This window comes from Tardiphaga sp. 215_C5_N2_1 (genome assembly GCF_052076055.1).
GTDB lineage: Bacteria > Pseudomonadota > Alphaproteobacteria > Rhizobiales > Xanthobacteraceae > Tardiphaga > Tardiphaga robiniae.
In genome coordinates, this window is the sequence record NZ_CP197240.1 from 4,868,051 (window position 1) to 4,887,222 (window position 19,172).

17 protein-coding genes and 1 riboswitch are annotated in these 19,172 nt (G+C 62.2%); of the genes, 11 read left to right on the plus strand and 6 right to left on the minus strand.

Annotated elements, in window-relative coordinates:
- Positions 1–17: 17 nt before the first annotated feature.
- Together phoU and phoB are read left to right on the plus strand one after the other, a co-directional pair.
- Positions 18–731 carry a phosphate signaling complex protein PhoU gene (phoU, locus tag AB7828_RS23145; protein ID WP_089266763.1) on the plus strand — a complete coding sequence of 238 codons (714 nt, stop codon included), beginning with the start codon at positions 18–20 and terminating at the stop codon, positions 729–731.
- A gap of 92 nt (positions 732–823) precedes the next feature.
- Entirely contained in the window at positions 824–1,528 is a 705-nt protein-coding gene (gene phoB / locus AB7828_RS23150; RefSeq protein WP_068737970.1) for a phosphate regulon transcriptional regulator PhoB, read from the plus strand.
- Positions 1,529–1,768: 240 nt separating this feature from the next.
- Here phoB and AB7828_RS23155 read toward each other — a convergent pair whose 3' ends face one another.
- Complete coding sequence (locus AB7828_RS23155) at positions 1,769–2,278, minus strand: GcrA family cell cycle regulator (protein WP_068737968.1); 510 nt, start codon at positions 2,276–2,278, stop codon at positions 1,769–1,771.
- Between the two features lie 446 nt (positions 2,279–2,724).
- Between AB7828_RS23155 and AB7828_RS23160 the strand changes: the two genes are divergently transcribed.
- The 3 genes from AB7828_RS23160 (at position 2,725) to AB7828_RS23170 (ending at position 6,162) form a co-directional block, all read left to right on the plus strand.
- Complete coding sequence (locus AB7828_RS23160; RefSeq protein WP_441231262.1) at positions 2,725–3,951, plus strand: aspartate aminotransferase family protein; 1,227 nt, start codon at positions 2,725–2,727, stop codon at positions 3,949–3,951.
- Positions 3,951–4,889, plus strand: coding sequence for an ornithine carbamoyltransferase (gene argF, locus AB7828_RS23165; protein ID WP_441228382.1), 939 nt, complete (start codon positions 3,951–3,953; stop codon positions 4,887–4,889). Before AB7828_RS23160 ends, argF begins: the two co-directional genes overlap by 1 nt.
- Before the next feature lie 274 nt (positions 4,890–5,163).
- Complete coding sequence (locus AB7828_RS23170; protein ID WP_309940765.1) at positions 5,164–6,162, plus strand: Hsp33 family molecular chaperone; 999 nt, start codon at positions 5,164–5,166, stop codon at positions 6,160–6,162.
- A 1,094-nt stretch (positions 6,163–7,256) separates the two neighbouring features.
- Here AB7828_RS23170 and apaG read toward each other — a convergent pair.
- Complete coding sequence (gene apaG, locus AB7828_RS23175) at positions 7,257–7,649, minus strand: Co2+/Mg2+ efflux protein ApaG (RefSeq protein ID WP_089266768.1); 393 nt, start codon at positions 7,647–7,649, stop codon at positions 7,257–7,259.
- Positions 7,650–7,890: 241 nt separating this feature from the next.
- On the opposite strand from apaG, the gene AB7828_RS23180 reads away from it, so the two are divergent.
- Genes AB7828_RS23180 through AB7828_RS23190 form a run of 3 tightly spaced genes read left to right on the plus strand, consistent with a single transcriptional unit; the run spans position 7,891 to position 10,870 of the window.
- Positions 7,891–9,147: an OpgC domain-containing protein gene (locus AB7828_RS23180; protein WP_184512953.1), complete on the plus strand. Its 1,257-nt coding sequence runs from the start codon at positions 7,891–7,893 to the stop codon at positions 9,145–9,147.
- Complete coding sequence (locus AB7828_RS23185; RefSeq protein ID WP_089266770.1) at positions 9,144–9,902, plus strand: SGNH/GDSL hydrolase family protein; 759 nt, start codon at positions 9,144–9,146, stop codon at positions 9,900–9,902. Before AB7828_RS23180 ends, AB7828_RS23185 begins: the two co-directional genes overlap by 4 nt.
- Entirely contained in the window at positions 9,902–10,870 is a 969-nt protein-coding gene (locus tag AB7828_RS23190) for an SGNH/GDSL hydrolase family protein (RefSeq protein WP_441231263.1), read from the plus strand. Before AB7828_RS23185 ends, AB7828_RS23190 begins: the two co-directional genes overlap by 1 nt.
- Before the next feature lie 84 nt (positions 10,871–10,954).
- On the opposite strand, the gene AB7828_RS23195 is transcribed toward AB7828_RS23190, so the two are convergent.
- Positions 10,955–12,136 carry an O-succinylhomoserine sulfhydrylase gene (locus AB7828_RS23195; RefSeq protein ID WP_441231264.1) on the minus strand — a complete coding sequence of 394 codons (1,182 nt, stop codon included), beginning with the start codon at positions 12,134–12,136 and terminating at the stop codon, positions 10,955–10,957.
- 83 nt (positions 12,137–12,219) lie between these two features.
- Positions 12,220–12,299: riboswitch (SAM riboswitch) on the minus strand.
- 108 nt (positions 12,300–12,407) lie between these two features.
- Between AB7828_RS23195 and AB7828_RS23200 the strand changes: the two genes are divergently transcribed.
- A complete protein-coding gene (locus tag AB7828_RS23200; RefSeq protein WP_441231265.1) occupies positions 12,408–13,514 on the plus strand; it encodes a 2'-deoxycytidine 5'-triphosphate deaminase in 1,107 nt (368 codons plus the stop codon).
- Between the two features lie 93 nt (positions 13,515–13,607).
- Here the strand turns inward: AB7828_RS23200 and AB7828_RS23205 are convergent, their stop codons facing one another.
- Both AB7828_RS23205 and AB7828_RS23210 read right to left on the minus strand, forming a co-directional pair.
- A complete protein-coding gene (locus AB7828_RS23205; RefSeq protein WP_184512957.1) occupies positions 13,608–14,270 on the minus strand; it encodes an outer membrane protein in 663 nt (220 codons plus the stop codon).
- 229 nt (positions 14,271–14,499) lie between these two features.
- The gene (locus AB7828_RS23210; protein ID WP_120287924.1) at positions 14,500–15,393 is read right to left on the minus strand and encodes a LysR family transcriptional regulator; all 894 of its coding nucleotides are present in this window, start codon (positions 15,391–15,393) and stop codon (positions 14,500–14,502) included.
- 139 nt (positions 15,394–15,532) lie between these two features.
- Between AB7828_RS23210 and AB7828_RS23215 the strand changes: the two genes are divergently transcribed.
- Positions 15,533–16,525 carry an aldo/keto reductase gene (locus tag AB7828_RS23215; RefSeq protein WP_441231266.1) on the plus strand — a complete coding sequence of 331 codons (993 nt, stop codon included), beginning with the start codon at positions 15,533–15,535 and terminating at the stop codon, positions 16,523–16,525.
- A 19-nt stretch (positions 16,526–16,544) separates the two neighbouring features.
- Here the strand turns inward: AB7828_RS23215 and AB7828_RS23220 are convergent, their stop codons facing one another.
- The gene (locus tag AB7828_RS23220; protein WP_441232302.1) at positions 16,545–17,387 is read right to left on the minus strand and encodes an SDR family oxidoreductase; all 843 of its coding nucleotides are present in this window, start codon (positions 17,385–17,387) and stop codon (positions 16,545–16,547) included.
- Positions 17,388–17,549: 162 nt separating this feature from the next.
- On the opposite strand from AB7828_RS23220, the gene garD reads away from it, so the two are divergent.
- The gene (garD, locus tag AB7828_RS23225) at positions 17,550–19,094 is read left to right on the plus strand and encodes a galactarate dehydratase (RefSeq protein WP_175365886.1); all 1,545 of its coding nucleotides are present in this window, start codon (positions 17,550–17,552) and stop codon (positions 19,092–19,094) included.
- The last annotated feature ends 78 nt before the right edge of the window (positions 19,095–19,172 follow it).

Consider the following 19,172-nt stretch of genomic DNA (forward strand, 5'->3'; position numbering starts at 1 on the left):
CGCGGGAGGAATTTGAGATGGCTTTTGAACACACCACCAAGGCTTTCGATGACGATCTGCAGGAGCTGACCCGTCTCGTCGCCGAGATGGGTGGCCTTGCGGAACGGCAGATCGTCGAATCCGTCGATGCGCTGATCCGCCGGGACGTCGCGCTCGGTGCGCGCGTCGTCGCCACTGACTCCGAGATCGACCAGTTGCAGCGCACGATCGAAGAGCGCGCCGTGCTGACCATCGCCAAGCGCCAGCCGATGGCTGTCGATTTGCGCGAGATCGTCGGCGCGCTGCGCGTCGCCACCGATCTGGAACGCATCGGCGATCTTTCCAAGAATATCGGCAAGCGCGTCAATGCACTCGACAGCGACTTCCATCCGCTGAAGCTGATCCGCGGCCTCGAGCACATGACCGACCTCGTGACCACCCAGGTCAAGGCTGTGCTCGACGCCTATGCCGCACACGATCTGCCCGCTGCGATGACGGTGTGGAAGGGCGACGAGGAAATCGACGCGATCTGCACCTCGCTGTTCCGCGAACTCCTGACCTATATGATGGAAGACCCGCGTAATATTTCGTTCTGTATCCACCTGATGTTCTGCGCCAAGAACATCGAGCGGATCGGTGACCATGCCACCAATATTGCGGAAACCGTGTTCTACATGATCGAGGGCCAGCAGATCCTCGACAAGCGCCCGAAGGGCGACATGACCACATTCGCGAATACGCCGACGGTCTGAAGCATGATCAGGAAAAGTGGAAGCCAGTCTTCCGCAAGGATCATGATTTAAAGACTTGTCGGACGTCACTGAGGGTATTGATCAAGATGGCTGTGAATGCACGCATTCTGGTTGTGGAAGATGAAGAGGCGCTAACGACGCTGCTTCGCTACAACCTCGACGCCGAAGGCTATGATGTTGAAACCGTCGCTCGCGGCGACGATGCCGACACCCGCTTGAAGGAGCGGGTGCCGGATCTCGTGGTGCTCGACTGGATGCTGCCGGGCCTGTCCGGCATCGAACTGTGCCGCCGCTTGCGCGCACGGCCCGAAACCAAGGCATTGCCGATCATCATGCTGACGGCGCGCGGCGAAGAGAGCGAGCGCGTTCGCGGTCTCGCCACCGGTGCCGACGACTACATCGTCAAGCCGTTCTCCGTGCCGGAGCTCCTGGCCCGCGTGAAGGGTCTGCTCCGTCGTGCAGCTCCCGAGCGTCTCGCCACCGTCCTGGCGTTTGGCGACATCGAACTCGACCGCGACAAGCGCCGCGTCGTGCGCTCAAGCCGTCCGATCGATCTCGGTCCGACCGAATATCGCCTGCTGGAGTTCTTCCTGGAACATCCGGGCCGCGTGTTCAGCCGCGAGCAGTTGCTCGACAGCGTCTGGGGCCGCGACATCTATATCGACGAGCGCACGGTCGACGTGCATATCGGCCGCCTGCGCAAGCTGCTCAATCCCGCCGGCGAGCCCGATCCGATCCGCACCGTGCGCGGTGCCGGCTACGCGCTGGACGACCGGTTCGACAAGGCGGCGGAGTAGGTGTCTTCCTTCTCCCCGCCTGCGGGGAGAAGGTGGCCCGGCATAGCGCAGCGACGCCGGGTCGGATGAGGGGGACTCTCCATCGGCTTCGGAGTCTGTGGAGCGCGCCCCTCACCCGACGCCCTCATGCTTCGCATGCGGACGTCGACCTCTCCGCCTGCGGGGAGAGGTTAGAAGCCCCAAACAAAAAAATGCCCGGCTCATCACCGGGCATTTTCTTTGGCTTGGATATCTTCCAGCTCAGCGCGTCGGCTTCGGCACCGCGCGGCGGCGGTCGCTTGCCGGCTGATAGGCGATGCGCGAGTGATGCGCGCAATAGGGGGCGCCGGCCAGGGCCTTGCCGCCGCAGAAATAGAAGTCCGCGCTCGACGGATCGCCGATCGGCCAATGGCAGGTGGCTTCGTTGAGTTCGACCAGCGACAGGCGCTGGCTGATCGGCACGATGTTGTCATAGGCGATCGGGTCGGGCTCGGCCTCGATCTCGTAATTATGGGCCAGCGCGGTATTGCCGCGTGCCATCGGGCGGGCAACGCGTACCATCTGCTGCGCCGGGCGCGCCTTGCGCTGCCGCGGAGCTGCCGAGGAGGGGCTCTTGGCACGGCCGGACAGGCCAAGGCGGTGAACCTTGCCGATCACGGCGTTGCGGGTCACGTTACCGAGTTCCGCAGCGATCTGGCTGGCGGAAAGGCCGCCTTCCCAGAGTTTCTTCAACTGTTCGACGCGATCGTCGGTCCATGTCATTACCGTCATCGCCGTTTTCCCTTCGTGAGCGCCGGCCTGACCGGGCAGCGCTGCGAGTTGAGACTTCAAAAATCCCTGCGGTCAGAATCCTTTAGCGCTCACCGGGCGCGAATTTCGCGTCCGGCTGTTACGCCGCACTGGATGTGTCAAAAGGATCTACCGCCGCACGAGATGTCGTATCCGACGAGGCAAAAGCTACAATATGCCGTGACTCGCGCGCAAGAGTCGGGCATGCCGCGTCCACATGCTTCTGCAAGTAAAGCTGCAAAATCGGCTTTTTCTGCGACTCCGTGTGACTCGAAAGCCGCAGTGCGCGGTTGACAGTCTTCACAGCACACATAGAATAATGCCCACGTGCCGCCCGAGAAGGGCGGCACGTTTCGTTTCTAGGGTCCGTTGTTCGATTTCGCACAGTTGTCATCGACGCGGCCGCAGTCTTTTCGATCGGATCGGTTATGACCAGCAACGCAACGTCTTCGCCCCTCTCTCAGGCTCACTTGCTGCCTGTTTTCGCGCGTGCGGATGTCGCTTTCGAGCGCGGTGAAGGCGCGTGGCTGATTGGAACCGATGGCGAGCGCTATCTCGATTTCACCAGCGGCGTTGCCGTGAACGCACTTGGCCATGCGCACCCACATATGGTTGCCGCATTGCAGGAGCAGGCCACCAAGCTCTGGCATATGTCGAACCTGTTCAAGAGCCCGGACGGCGAGCGCCTCGCCGCGCGGCTGTGCGAACAAAGCTTTGCCGACTTCGTGTTCTTCGCCAATTCGGGTGCGGAAGCGATGGAATGCGCGATCAAGGTGACCCGCCACTATCATTTCTCCAAGGGCCATCCCGAGCGCACGCGCATCATCACCTTTGAAGGCGCGTTCCATGGCCGCACCCTCGGCACGCTCGCGGCGACCGGCGCTGCCAAATATCTCGAAGGCTACGGCACGCCGCTCGACGGCTTCGATCAGTTGCCGCTCGGCGATATCGAAGCCGTTAAGAAGGCGATCGGTCCGAACACCGCCGGCATTCTCATCGAGCCGCTGCAGGGCGAAGGCGGCGTGCGCGCGCCGAGCAACGCGTTCTTCGGCGCATTGCGCGAACTCTGCGACAAGAACGGCATCCTGCTGATCTTCGACGAAGTGCAGACCGGCATGGGCCGCACCGGCGAGTTGTTCGCCTATCAGCGCATCGGCGTGACGCCGGATGTCATGTCGCTGGCCAAGGCGCTCGGCGGCGGTTTCCCCATCGGTGCGTGCCTCGTTACGGCGGAAGCGGCCGAAGGCATGGCGCCCGGCTCCCATGGTTCGACCTTCGGCGGCAATCCGCTGGCGGTCGCCGCGGCGAATTCCGTGCTCGATATCATGCTGAAGCCAGGCTTCTTCGACCATGTGAAGAAGATGTCGCTGTTGCTGAAACAGAAACTCGCGGGCGTGGTCGACGGCCATCCTGATGTGCTCAGCGAAGTGCGCGGCGAAGGTCTGCTGATCGGCCTCAAGGCTGTCGTGCCGGCCGGCGATCTCGTGGCCGCATTGCGTGACGCGAAGCTGCTGACGGTTGGTGCCGGCGACAATGTCGTGCGCTTCCTGCCGCCGCTGATCGTCAGCGAGTCCGAGATCGAGCAGGCCGTGCAGCGGCTGGAACAGGCTTGCGTGGCGCTCAGCTCACCTGCAAAGACGCAGGGAGCCGCGTGATGAGCACGTCACCGCGGCACTTCCTCGATCTCACGGCCGTGCCGGCCAGCGAGTTGCGCAATATCATGAACGCGGCTGCCGCCATGAAGGCGAAGCTGAAGGGGCGGGATGGCACGAATGCCGAGCCCGATCGTCCGCTCAAGAACAAGACGCTGGCGATGATCTTCGAAAAGCCCTCGACGCGCACCCGCGTGTCGTTCGAGGTCGGTATGCGCCAGCTCGGCGGCGAAGTCGTGATGCTCACCGGCGCCGAAATGCAGCTCGGTCGCGGCGAGACCATTGCCGACACCGCACGCGTACTGTCGCGCTTCGTCGACATCATCATGATCCGCATCCTCAATCATGACTCGCTGATGGAGCTCGCGGAGAATGCGACGGTGCCGGTCATCAATGGCCTGACGCGCTTCTCGCATCCCTGCCAGGTGATGGCGGATGTCATGACCTATGAGGAACATCGCGGCCCGATCAAGGGACGCACCGTGGCGTGGACCGGCGACGACAACAATGTGCTGATGTCCTGGGCGCATGCGGCCGAGCGCTTCCAGTTCAAGCTTAATATCGCGACGCCGCCGCAGCTGTCGCCGAAGAAGCCGTTCAAGGACTGGGTCAAGGCGGCAAACGCGCCGATCACTTTCAGCGACGATCCCGATGCGATGGTGAAGGGCGTCGATTGCGTCGTCACCGACACCTGGGTGTCGATGGGCGACAAGGACGGCGAGACGCGCCACAACCTGCTCAAGCCCTATCAGGTCAATGCGCGCCTGATGTCGCTGGCCAAGCCCGATGCGCTGTTCATGCATTGCCTGCCGGCGCATCGCGGCGAGGAGGTCACCGACGAGGTCATCGACGGTCCGCAGTCGGTGGTGTTCGACGAGGCCGAAAACCGTCTGCATGCACAGAAGGGCATTCTGGCCTGGTGCCTCAACGCGGTGGCGTGAGACAGCACGGAGCTTTCTTTCTTCCCCTCTCCCCTTGCGGGAGAGGGTGCCTGAGCAAAGCGAGGGCGGGAGAGGGGTAGCGGCAAAGCGCGGTGTTTGTGGCGCCCCCTCTCCCGTCTCGAACATGCTTCGCATGTTCGATCCACCCTCTCCCACCTGGCGAAGCTTCGCTTCGCGCGGGGGAGAGGGAAGAAAAGCGCAGCTGCTTACGCTCCATTTTCCCGGTTCCATCGCCCCCTTTCACTTGCGGCCCTCCGCCCCCAAATAGAGCGCCATGACCCCATCAAATCCAAATCTCCAGCCCGACGCCCCCATCCGCGCGCCGTCCTCCGTTCCGGTCGATGACGCGGTGCTGCCCTTCGAGGTGGCGCCGCTCGATCTGCGCGGGCGGCTGACGCGGCTTGGCCCGGCGCTCGACGAGCTGCTCGCCAAGCATGATTATCCCGCGCCGGTGGCCAAGCTGCTCGGCGAGGCCATCGTGCTGACCACACTGCTCGGATCGTCGCTGAAATTCGACGGCCGCTTCATCCTGCAGACCCAGACCGATGGTCCGGTGTCGCTGATGATCGTCGACTTCCGCGCGCCGGATAAAATGCGCGCCTATGCGCGGTTCGATGCCGAGCGCCTTTTGCCCGGTCTCGGCACCGCGGCGCTGCTCGGCAAGGGCCATCTGGCGATGACCGTCGATCAGGGGGCGGATATGAGCCGCTATCAGGGGCTCGTCGCGCTTGACGGCGGTACGCTGGAAGATGCCGCACATGAATACTTCCTGCGCTCCGAACAGATTCCGACCAAGGTGCGCCTCGCCGTCGGCGAGGAATGGCGCAGCGGCGAGGAAGGTGGCCCGACACATCGCTGGCGCGCCGGTGGCATGCTGCTGCAGTTCCTTCCGAAGGCGCCGGAGCGCGTGCAGCGCGACCTCCATGCCGGCGATGCGCCGGAGGGCGCGAAGGTGGATGCTGTGCCGGAAGATGACGCCTGGGTCGAGGGCCAGTCGCTGATTGGCACCGTCGAGGATGTCGAGCTGATCGATCCAGATCTCTCCGGCGAGCGGCTGCTGTATCGCCTGTTCCACGAGCGCGGCGTCCGCGTCTTCGCGCCATCGCCGCTGCGCGCGGAGTGTTCCTGCTCGCGCGATGCCGTGTCCGGCATGCTCAAGAGCTTCGAGCCGCAGGACCGCGCCGATATGGTCAAGGACGACAAGGTCGTCGTGACCTGTGAGTTCTGTTCGTCAGTGTACGAGTTCACACCGCAGGAAGCGGGCGTGGAATAGGCATTCGCCCGCGTCACGCCCCGCTGTCATTCCCCGGCACACCAATTGGTGTGCCTGAGGGCGCGCGAAAGCGGCTAAGCCGGCAGAGCGCGAACCTCGGCCACTCCACATGGAGTGGCGGGGAATCTCAATCCACACTCGTCATTCCGGGGCGTCGGAGTGCGACGAAGTCGCGCGCAGGCGAACCCGGAATCCCGGAGTGTTTTGCGCTGAACAGGTCGGGATTCCGGGTTCGCGATACGCCGCCTTCGGCGTCTCCTCGCGCCCTCAGGCAAACCAATTAGTTTGCCGGGGAATGACAGTTTGGCGCACCCAAACATTTATTCCTATATCCCGTTGACAATATCTTCATCAGGTTTATATTCCCTCCGTCCTGCCTCACCGAGAGGGGCGATCGCGATCGTCACGTTCGCGGGGTGGGATGCGGTGGACGCCGGAGATGCGGCGTTACGCGGTTCACGGGGGACGTCTGTCTTCGGGCAGGACGGATCTGCGCCAGCACTGCCACTGGCAAGGAGACGGCCGACCTTGAGATGGAAAGATCCCTGGACAGTGTGACGGACGACCAAATCGAAACGCGTTCGGCCAAGTGCTTTGCGGCTACCCTGTCCCTCCGCCCTGGGACATTAATTTTGGTGATGGGACCGTTCGCCATGGCAGATGTGCAAGCAACCGAAAAAACGCCGCAGGCGGAACGTCGGGCACTTGCTCGGCGCCTCCGAAAGTCCTGATGCACTCTCAATTGCGGAAGACCGCATTCGCATCAGGCCCCGGCGTTCCGCACGCCCTCTCACGGGGGCCGGGAATGCAAGCGACGACGGCGCCCCCGCGCCGCAAATAATGGGGGCGATGACGCATGTCTGAAGAGCCGTGGCTGTTTGACAGTTGAATCTGAAATCGCGTGACGCGCGCACAAACACCGTCATGCGCGGGCAGCGCGAAGCGAGCTTCACTAGATGTCCCGCGTATCCACGTCTTGGTGACAAAGGAAGGCGTGGATGGCCGGAACAAGTCCGGCCATGACGTGGGGAGAAGCCGATGATCCCCTTCCGCTGCGCGGCTACACGGCCCCGGAGAGGGAGAAGAGCCAGCCCCTAATTCAGCACGCGCTTGCCGTCCGGTCCGTCCAGCGAAAACAGCGGCACGTCGATCTCGAACGGCTCGCCGGTATCGGTCACCATCTGATAGGTGCCTTCCATGAAGCCGGACGTTGTCGGCAGCGGCACGCGCGATGTGTATTCGAAGCGTTCGCCGGGGCCGAGTACGGGTTGCTCGCCGACGACGCCTTCGCCGCGCACTTCCTGCATGCGGCCGGATGCATCGGTGATGATCCAGTGCCGGGTCTTCAACTGCACGGTCTCTTTGCCGGCATTGGTGATGACGACCGTATAGGACCAGAAGAACTGTCGCTTCTCCTGCGACGAGCTTTCAGGCATGAAATTCGGTTCGACGGTGACTTCGATCTGTCGTGTTATGGCGCGGTACATGGCGGTGTCATCGTTCAAAATGCGTCGCAAGCATAGCGAAAAACACGTTACCGGCCAAATCCAGGGAAAATCGGCGTGGAGTGCTGCGCGGAACGGCGGCAACCCATCGCGGTTTCAACATAGTTACCCCATAATCGATCCCTGATTTGGCTATGACGTGACGGATCGCCCCATGCAGATGGCCTGCGTGGTGTGGGGCGGTCGATTTCATCATGCGACGATTTCCGTTGAGCGGTGCTGAATGACCTCTGTTGCCGACCCGATTGCCGGCCATCCCCACGCAGATGCGTCCTCCCACGTGTCCGCGTCGCGGGCCTCGACGCGTGCGGATGCCGTGTCGTTTCCCGTCGCAGGCACCGAACGCGAATTGCGCCTCGATCTGTTTCGCGGGCTGGCGCTGTGGCTGATCTTCATCGATCATCTGCCGCCGAATATCCTGACCTGGCTGACGATCCGTAATTACGGTTTCAGCGACGCCACCGAGATCTTCATCTTCATCTCCGGCTATACCGCCGCTTTCGTCTATGGCCGCGCGATGCAGGAGCAGGGCACGCTGGTCGCCAGCGCGCGCATCTTCAAGCGCGTCTGGCAGATCTATGTCGCCCACGTCTTCCTGTTCACGATCTTCCTCGCGGAAATCTCCTATGTCGCGACGCGGTTCGAGAACCCGCTTTATTCCGAAGAAATGGGGATTCTCGATTTTCTCAAACAGCCCGACGTGACCATCGTCCAGGCGCTGTTGCTGAAATTTCGCCCGGTCAACATGGACGTGTTGCCGCTCTATATCGTCCTCATGCTGTTCCTGCCGCCGATCCTCTGGCTGATGCGGCGCCGCGCCGATCTCACGCTGGCGCTGTCGGTCGGTCTCTACGCGCTGACCTGGGAATTCGACCTGCATCTGACCGCCTACCCGAACGGCGTCTGGGCCTTCAATCCGTTCGCCTGGCAATTGCTGTTCGTGTTCGGCGCCTGGTGTGCACTGGGCGGCGCCGTCAGGATGTCGCGAATACTGTCATCCAATATCACGCTGTGGCTCTGCGTGGCCTATCTTCTGGCGGCGTTCTGGGTGACGCTGACCTGGTACATTCCGCAAATCCACCATCTGCTGCCGAAGGTCATCGAGCAGTGGATGTATCCCATCAACAAGACCGATCTCGACGTGCTGCGTTTCGCCCACTTCCTGGCGCTGGCGGCGCTCACGGTCCGTTTCCTGCCCAAGGACTGGCCGGGGCTGAAATCGGTCTGGTTGCGGCCAATGGTGCTGTGCGGCCAGCACTCCCTCGAAATCTTCTGTATCGGGGTGTTCCTGGCCTTTGCCGGCCATTTCGTGCTGGCTGAGGTCGCCGGCGGGGCTGGCATGCATGCCTTGATCAGCTTCCTCGGCATAGTTGTTATGTCAACCGCCGCCTGGGTGTTTTCGTGGTACAAGGGCGTCACTGTCAAAGGCGGATCCCGCGCCAAACGATCCGACGCGGATCTCGCAGGAGGGGAAGCATGAAGGCCGTTCTGCGGCTCACGATGCTGGCTGGCCTGCTGGTGGCGGCTCCTGTCCGGGCCGAACCGCCCGCGCATACCTGTGAGGTTCCCGCCTACCTCCTGACCTCCGAAAGCACCCTGCCCAAGGTCGAGGCTGCGGCCAAACCGGGCGGAAAGCTCGATATTCTGGTCATTGGCAGCCGATCCTCGGTGATCGGGGTCTCAGACCACTCCGCAGCCTATCCGAACCGCCTGCAGGCCTATCTGAAGGAGAAGCTGCCGGGCGTCGAGGTGAACGTGGCACTGGAGCTGCAGGTCAAGAAGACAGCCGAGGAAATGGCCCCGACCCTGGAACAGCTGGTGACGGACAAGAAGCCGAACCTGGTGATCTGGCAGACCGGAACCGTGGATGCCATGAAACAGGCCGACGCCGACGACTTCCGGAACGCCCTGGATGAGGGTGTTGCCGCCATGCAAAAGGCCGGAACTGACGTCATTTTAATGAATCTGCAGTACAGTCCGCGCACGGAGACGATGATTTCCGGCTCCGCTTACCTAGATAATATGCGTGTGGTGGCGCAGCAGCACGACGTCCCGCTGTTCGACCGTTTCGCCATCATGCGGCACTGGAATGAGAGCGGTGATTTTGACCTGTTCAGCGCGTCGCCCGGCATGGAGCTGGCGAAGCGGGTGCATGATTGTCTTGGCCGGGCGCTTTCGACCTTTGTCGTCGATGCGGCCAAGATCAAAGCAGCGGATTTGAGGATTCAGCGTTAATGAGTTTCGTCGGCCATTTGTCTCGCTTTGCTGTCGTCGCTGCCTTTGCCGCCTCTACGACCCTCGCACTCCCGATCTCGTCTTCCATCGCTCGCGCGGATACGGCGCAGGCAGCACCATCTGACGGCAAGACCGCCGAACAGACCGTGGCGACCGATGCCGCAGATGCCGCAAAGAAAGGCGTCGCTGCGAAGGCTATCGACAAGGTCAAGGAAGTCGCGAAGTCCGCCACTGACATTCTGAGCCGCGTGCCGTGCCGCGCGCCAAAGGGCGGCATGAAGGCGATGGGCGCGCTGCCGCATGTCGCCAGCAAGCTCGCTGCCGGCAAGCCTGTTGTCATCGTCGCGTTCGGCTCGTCTTCGACCCAGGGGTGGGGATCTACTGCGCCGGAATTCACCTATCCGAACCGTCTCGCTGCGCAGCTCCACCGCGCCTATCCCGGCGCCGACATTGCTGTGCTCAATCGTGGCAAGGGCGGCGAGGATGCGCCGGAAATGATGGCGCGGCTGCAGAACGAAGTGATCAATGCCAAGCCGGATCTCGTGATCTGGCAGGTAGGTACCAATGCAGTGCTGCGTAATCTCGATCCGGCCGAGACCGGCAAGATGATCGAGGACGGCGTCGGCCGCATTCAGGCCGCGGGCTCCGACGTGGTGCTGGTCGATCCGCAATACTCGCCGGCGACGACATCGAAGCCGGAAGGCACCGGCAAGATGTTATCGCTGATGCACAAGGTGGCCGAGCTGCGCAAAGTGGGAATCTTCCCGCGCTTCGAGGTAATGAAGGAATGGCACGAGAGCCAGCAGATGGCGTTCGACAGTTTCGTCATTTCCGACGGCCTGCACATGAACGACTGGGGCTATGCGTGTTTCGCGCAGTTGCTTGGCGACAACATCATCAAGTCGGTCGGCCAGGTGAAGCTCGGCATCAACGAGCCGCAGATTCAGCAGGCGCAGAAGCCGCTGTAAGCCAGCCGTTCTTCCGCCGATACATGTAATAAAGCTCTGTGATGCCCGGCATTCGCCGGGCATCACAGAGTGTGATGGCGCGAACTACGCCTTCGCCAGCGCCGCTTCGAGATCCTCGATCAGATCGTCTCGATGCTCAAGGCCGGCCGAGAAGCGGATGAAGCCTTCCGTGATCCCGAGTTCGAGCCGCGCTTCCAGCGGCAGGCGCTGATGCGTCGTCGTCGCCGGATGCGTGACGAGGCTCTTGGCATCGCCGAGATTGTTGGAGATGCGGGCGACTTTCAGCTCGTTGAGGACGCGGAACGCCGCTGCCTTGCCGCCCTTTACCTCGAAGCCGATCAGCGTCGATCCCGCACGCATCTGCTTCTTCACCGTTGCCGCCTGCGGATGATCCTCGCGGCCCGGATAGATCAGCCGCGAGATCTTCGGATGCTGTGCGAGCACATCCGCTATCGCCGCGGCCGTCTGGGTTTGCCGCTCGACGCGGATCGCCAGTGTCTCCAGCCCCTTCACCAGCGTCCATGCATTGAATGGCGAGATCGAGGGGCCGGTCTGGCGCAGATAGTTGTGAATGTGTTCATCGATGAAGTCCTTCGACGACAGGATGATGCCGCCGAGGCAGCGCCCTTGCCCATCGATGTGCTTGGTCGCCGAATACACGACGACATCGGCACCGAGCGCGAGCGGGCTCTGCCAGAGCGGCGTCGCGAACACGTTGTCGACGATCAGTCGCGCACCGCCGGCATGGGCGATGTCCGCGATGGCTGATATGTCAAGCACGTCGAGCGTCGGATTGGTCGGGCTTTCCAGAAACAGCGACTTGGTGTTCGGCCGCATTGCCTTCTGCCACTGGTCGAGGTCGAGTCCATCGACGAGGGTGAATTCGATGCCGTAGCGCGGCAACAGCTCTTCGATGACGTAGCGACAGGAGCCGAACAGCGCCTTCGCAGCGACGACGTGATCGCCCATGCGCAGCGGCGCGAGAATGGCGGTGGTCACGGCGGCCATGCCGGTGGCCGTCGAGCGTGCAGCCTCCGCACCTTCGAGGTCGATCATGCGGCTCTCGAACATCGACGTATTCGGATTCGAAAAGCGCGAATAGATGAAACCGGGATCTTCGCCCTTGAACCGCGCCTCGCAGGCTTCCGCGGTCTCGTAGATGAAGCCCTGTGTGAGGAAGAGGGCTTCGGACGTCTCGTTATATTGCGAGCGCAGCGCGCCGGAATGAACGAGCCGGGTTTCGGGGCGATAGGACTTCGTAGACATGTGACCTCCAACGTACCCGCGTAACACGGGCACAAAAAAACCGGCCTGGACGGACGTCCTCAGGCCGGGATCGCATGCTGGAAGGACATGTGTCCCCGGCCTGTTTAGCGACTTATTTTACGTGGCTGCAAGCCGGCCGGCTCAAATCACCACGGGATAAGTGATGTGCATATTCCCGCTTGCCCTTTTCGTCAAGGCGGGGCTGAGATAACCGGTAAAGTCGCTATTTTTCAGTGTATTCTCGCTGAAGGACGACCGAAGGACGAGACCTGTGCCGTTTACGCTTGCCCCCGATGCCGATGGAATTCTGCCCGACCGCATGATTGCGGCGATGGCCGATGCCGGCTTGATCCTGCCGGAATATCCCTTCGTCGAGAGCCAGATTCAGCCCGCCAGCCTCGATCTGCGGCTCGGCTCCATCGCCTATCGCGTGCGCGCCAGCTTCCTGCCGGGGCCGAATTCGACGGTCGCCGAGCGCATCGACGAGCTGAAGCTGCACGAGATTGATCTGTCCGATGGTGCGGTGCTGGAAACCAACTGCGTCTACATCGTCCCGCTGATCGAGAGCCTGGCGCTGCCGCCGAACATCTTCGCCGCCGCCAATCCGAAGAGCTCGACCGGTCGCCTCGATGTGTTCACCCGCGTGATTGCGGATGGCACCCGCCGCTTCGACGTCATCGGCGCCGGCTATCACGGTCCGCTCTATGCAGAGATCAGCCCGAAGACATTTCCGGTGCTGCTGCGTGAGGGCTCGCGTCTGTCGCAGGTCCGCTTCCGGGTCGGCAATGCGGTGCTCGACACCGAGGCACTGGAAGACCTGCATGCGCAGGAGCCGCTGGTCGACAGCGAAACGGCAGATCTGAACAACGGCCTCGCACTATCGGTCGATCTGTCGGGCGAGAACGCTTCGGGCTTCGTCGGCTACCGCGCCAAGCGACACACCGGCGTGGTCGATATCGATCGTCGCGGTGGCTACAGCGTCAATGAATTCTGGGAGCCGATCTCGGCGCGCAAGGACGGCACGCTGATCCTCGATCCCGGCGAGTTCTACATTCTCGCCTCCAAGGAAGCGGTGCAGGTGCCGCCGGACTACGCCGCCGAAATGGTGCCGTTCGATCCGCTGGTCGGCGAATTCCGCGTCCACTATGCCGGCTTCTTCGATCCCGGCTTCGGCCATGATGGCGCCGGCGGCAAAGGTTCGCGCGCCGTGCTGGAAGTGCGCTCGCGCGAAGTGCCGTTCATTCTCGAACATGGCCAGATCGTCGGCCGTCTGGTCTATGAGCGCATGCTGGATCGTCCGGATGCCCTCTATGGCCAGCGTATCGGCTCGAATTATCAGGGCCAGAGCCTGAAGCTCTCGAAGCACTTCAAAGTCTGATCGCTCACCGCTCCGCGCAAGCAAGAAAAAAGGCCCGCATTGCTGCGGGCCTAAGTTTTTTCTGGAGACGAAGTAGACGATAGATCGTCAGGCTTACTGAACGAAGCCTGCGCCGAAGTTGCCCAGGTTGAAGCGATAGTTCAGGCCGGCCTTGATCGTGTGCTCGTCGTTCTTGAAACCACCAACGGCGAGGGTCGGCGTGATGAAGTTGACGTTGCCGAAGTCGTAATACTGGTACTCGACCTTGCCCGACCAGTTCTGGGTGAACAGATATTCGAGACCGCCGCCAACCGTGTAGCCATCGCGGCCACCATCGCCGGCAAAGCCGTTGGTGAAGCGCGAGTCAGCCCATGCGTAACCGCCCTTCACGTAGAGCAGTGCTGGACCCCAGGTGTAACCGAGACGACCGGTGACCGAACCGAGGCCGCGATTGTCGAAGTTGCTGCTGGTGGAGAGGAAGCTGTAATTGGCTTCGAGACCGAACACCCAGTTCGGCGCGAACTGGTAGTCGTAACCACCCTGCACACCGCCCATGAACGTGCCGTCATTGCTGCCGCCGAGCAGGTTGTTGTCGTTGCCCGGGAACGCGCCGCCGATGTGACCGCCGATGTAGAAACCGGTCCAGTTGTAGATCGGAGCAGCCGGAGCATAGGCCGGAGCCTTGGTGTAAGGGCGCGCAGCCAGGTCAGCAGCGGACGCCGGAGCGGCCAAAGCGACGAGGGCCAGAGCAGCGGTAGACAGTAGAAGCTTCTTCATCAGGTGTTCCTTCTCAATCCCGACGGGGGATGACGAAAGGCAACCTAGACTATTGCGCAGTGATTGCTGTCACACACGTGCAACAGCGCCTCAAACGAAAAAGGCAGCTTTGGCGACCACGTCGCGCTTAAGACACAGCATTGCCCAAATTGATTCAGGAACTTTTCACGATGTGCAATTTCACTTCAATCACGTTCGGATTGAGGCGCTGGAACACGACAACCGTTGATCAGCCACGGTAACGCAACGCTTCAACCAGCGCCGCGAATGCGGATGTCGGTTGTCGGCGGCTCGGATAATAAAGGTGATAACCCGAGAACGGTTGGCACCAATCGTCCAGCACTTGAACAAGCCGGCCTGAGGCAATGTGATCGCGCACGCGATCCTCCGGCAAATAGGCCAGCCCCAGTCCGTTCAGCACCGCCTTGTGGCGCAGCGACATGTTGTTGAACACGATCTGGCCATCGACGCGTACTTTCAAGGCGCGCCCGCGCTTCTCGAACTCCCACGCATAGAGGCCGCCCATGGTCGGCAGACGGATATTGATGCAGTCATGCGCGGTGAGATCTTGCGGTCGTTTCGGCGGCGGTCGTTTGGCGAAATAGGACGGTGCGCCGACCACGACCATGCGAAAGTCCGGTCCGATGCGGACGGCAATCATGTCTTTCGCGACCTGTTCTCCCAGGCGAACACCGGCGTCGTAGCGTTCCGCGACGATATCGATGAGGCCGTAATCGACGACGAGTTCCGCCTTGATGTCGGGATAGCGCGGCAGCAGCTTGGCAAGCGCAGGCCAGATGATCGTTTCGGCGGAATGCTCACCGGTTGTGATGCGGATGGTGCCGGCAGGCTTCTCTCGCAGCTCCGTGACGGCCGCGAGTTCGGCGTCGATCTCTTCCAGCTTCGGGCCGATCGTCCGGATCAGGCGTTCGCCAGCCTCGGTCGGCGCGACGCTGCGGGTCGTTCGGGTCAGGAGGCGCAGTCCGAGCCGTTCTTCGAGACCGCGGATGGTGTGACTGAGCGCGGATTGCGAGACGCCGAGCTTGGCGGCTGCGCGCGTAAAGCTCGCCTCCTTCGCGACGGCAAAGAAGGCGAGGAGGTCGTCGATTGTCTGGCGGGCCATTCATGAATCCGGCTGATAAGTGCGTGCAGATTATATCATCTAGTCTCATGGGCGCACGATCTCCAGATGTCGCATGTCGGCGGCAAAATCCCACCAGCGCGGGAGCCGCTCATTGGCCGGATGGCACAGGAGATCTGACATGAAGACACGCAAACTCGGACGCAGCGGACTGGACGTCTCAGCCATCGGGCTCGGCTGTATGGGCATGAGTTTCGGCTACGGGCCTCCGGCCGACACAACGGAAATGACCGCACTGATCCGCGCGGCGGTCGAACGCGGCGTCACGTTCTTCGACACCGCCGAAGTTTATGGCCCGTTCACCAATGAAGAACTCGTCGGCGCGGCGCTCGCGCCGGTTCGCGATCAGGTGGTCATCGCCACCAAATTCGGCTTCAGGCTCGATCCCGCAACCGGTCAGCAGGTCGGTCTCGACAGCCGCCCCGCACATATTCGTGAGGTCGCCGAAGCATCGCTCAAGCGCTTGAAGATCGATGCCATCGATCTGTTCTACCAGCATCGCGTCGATCCCGACGTGCCGATCGAGGATGTCGCCGGTGCGGTGAAGGACCTGATCAGCGAGGGCAAGGTGAAGCACTTCGGCCTGTCCGAGCCGGGCGTGACGACAATTCGCCGTGCCCATGCCGTACAGCCGATCACCGCAATCCAGAGCGAATATTCGCTGTGGACGCGTGGCCCCGAAAAGGAAGTGCTGGCGACGCTTGAGGAGCTCGGTATCGGCTTCGTCCCCTACAGCCCGCTCGGCAAGGGCTTTCTCACGGGCGCCATGAACGAGTGCACGACGCTCGACAGCGGAGACTTCCGCAATATCCTCCCGCGCTTCACGCCCGAAGCGCGCAAGGCCAACCAGGCGCTGGTCGATCTGCTCGGCGAGATCGCCGGACGCAAGCAGGCGACGCCGGCCCAGATCGCGCTGGCGTGGCTGCTGGCCCAGAAGCCGTGGATTGTGCCGATCCCGGGCACCACGAAACTGCACAGGCTTGAAGAGAACCTCGGTGCAGCAGACGTTGAGCTGACAGCCAACGATCTGCGGGATATCGACAGCATTGCTGCAAAAATCACCGTGCAGGGCAACCGATATCCGGACAGGCTGGAGGCGATGACCGGCCGGTAGTCCGCAGGTCACTCGCTGCCTAGACCTCGCGTTGTTCCCACAGTGCCGTGAGGCCTTCGCGGTAGGTTGGAAATGCGAGCTTCACGCCGAGCTCGCGTTTCAGCCGCGCATTCGAGATGCGGTTGTTGCTGGCATAGAAGCTGCGCGCCATCGGGCTCATCTCGGCGGTTGCGAAGTCCTGCTCGGGCGGCGGCGCGATTCCCATCAGCGAAGCGGCAAATGTCACGACGTCCTGCGGCGGCGCGGGCTCGTCGTCGCAGAGATTGAAGATGCCGGTCTGCGCGTGATCGAATGTTGCGGCGACAGATGTTGCGATGTCGTCCACATGGATGCGGTTGAACACCTGGCCCGGCTTGACGATGCGATGGGCCTTGCCGGTTTTGAGATTCTCCAGCGCATTGCGGCCGGGACCGTAGATGCCGGCGATGCGCAGGATTGTCGTGCGATCGCCGGCCACGGCGCGCCATGCGTCTTCGGCATCAATGCGTGCCCTGCGCCGACCCTCGCCGGAGACCGGGGCGGTTTCGTCGATCCAGGCACCCTGATGATCGCCGTAAACCCCGACGCTGGAGAGATAGACAATGCGCCGGATGCCGCTGGCCGCGATTACAGAGCCGAAGGTCTGCAGCACGGGATCGCCATCTGCGCCGGGCGGGACCGAGACGAGCAGCGCATTGGCGCTCGTGAGGCGATCGGCAATGCCGGGATCGGTGACATCCGGGTTGAAGACCAGCGTCTCGATATCCCGAGCAGCCGACTTGCCGGCCGTGCGGACGGTGCCGGCAATCCCGGTGAATTGACCGCCGTGCCGGGCGATGAACCGGTTTGCGCTGTAGCCGAGCCCGAAGACGAAAAGACGCACGATCATCCCATTTCTGCATGAATTCGGGCGCGCCGGCCCATTTCAAGATCATCATTCGGGCTGCAGCGCGTGTCGGTCAAGTGCGCGACACCGTCATCTTTTGTGCTACTGCTCTGCTGCGAGACCGGCGCGAATGCCGGCAGATTTGGGAAGGACAAGGCGATGGCCACCACGCTGGCAGCAGATGCATATGCGCCGCGCTACATCAAACTGAATGCGCGCGACAACGTCGCCATCATCGTCAATGATTTTGGCCTGCCTGCGGGCACCATGATGACCGGTGGTCTGGAGCTGCGTAATTTCGTGCCGCAGGGGCACAAGGTGGCGCTGGAAGATATCGCAAAGGATGCGCCTATCATCCGCTACGGCGAAATCATCGGTTATGCGCTGGATATGATTTCCGCCGGCGAATGGGTCGAGGAGGCGCGCATCCATATGCCCGACGCGCCGGATCTCGACAGTCTTGAAATTGCCAATGCGGTTCCGGAGCCTCAGCCGCCGCTGAACGATTACACATTCGAAGGTTTTCGCAATCGCGACGGCTCCGTCGGCGTGAAGAACATTCTCGCCATCAGCACGTCGGTGCAATGCGTCGCCGGCACGCTGGAATTTGCGCTCAAGAAGATCAAGGCCGAGCTGCTGCCGCGCTATCCGAATGTCGATGACGTCGTCGCTGTCACCCACGGCTATGGCTGTGGTGTCGCGATCAATGCGCCGGATGCCTATATCCCGATCCGCACGCTGCAGAACATCGCGCGCAATCCCAATTTTGGCGGCGAGGTGATGGTGGTCGGCCTCGGCTGCGAGAAGCTCGCACCGGAGCGTTTGCTGCCGAAGGAGGATCCCGGCAGCATGATGCGCCTTCAGGATGAGAGCAATCAGAGCTTTGGCGACATGGTGGATACGATCATCACCATGGCCGAGGCGCGGCTGAAAATCCTGAACCAGCGCAAGCGTGAGACCTGCCCGGCCTCCGATCTCGTGATTGGTCTGCAATGCGGCGGCAGTGACGCGTTTTCCGGCGTGACCGCCAATCCGGCGCTCGGCTTCGCGAGCGATCTGCTGGTGCGCGCCGGCGCCACGGTGATGTTCTCCGAAGTCACCGAAGTCCGTGACGCCATCGAATTGTTGACGCGCCGTGCGGTCAACGAGGATGTCGGCCGCGCGCTGATACGCGAGATGGACTGGTACGATTCCTATCTGGCGCGGGGTGGCGCCGATCGCAGCGCCAATACGACGCCCGGCAACAAGAAGGGTGGTCTCGCCAATATCGTCGAGAAGTCATTGGGCTCCATCGTCAAGTCCGGCTCGAGCGCGATCAGCGGCGTGATTGGCCCCGGCGAACGCGCCACGACGAAGGGACTGCTGTTTGCAGCAACGCCAGCCAGCGATTTCGTTTGCGGCACGCTGCAGCTTGCCGCCGGCATGCAGATGCAGATCTTCACCACCGGACGAGGCACGCCCTATGGGCTGGCGCAGGCACCGGTCATCAAGGTCTCGACGCGGACCGAACTGGCGAAGCGCTGGTCGGACCTGATCGATTTCGACGCCGGCCGCATTGCGTCAGGCGAGATGACCATCGAGGAAGCCGGCTGGGAGCTGTTCCAGCTGATCCTCGACGTCGCCAGCGGCCGCAAGCAGGTCTGGGCGGACAAGTGGGGACTGCACAACGATCTGGTACTGTTCAACCCCGCGCCGGTGACGTGAAGAATTTCAAGTGGGATAGGCGAAGTAGTAAAAACTCGTCATGCCCGGCCTCGTGCCTGGCATCCACGTCTCGGCCAT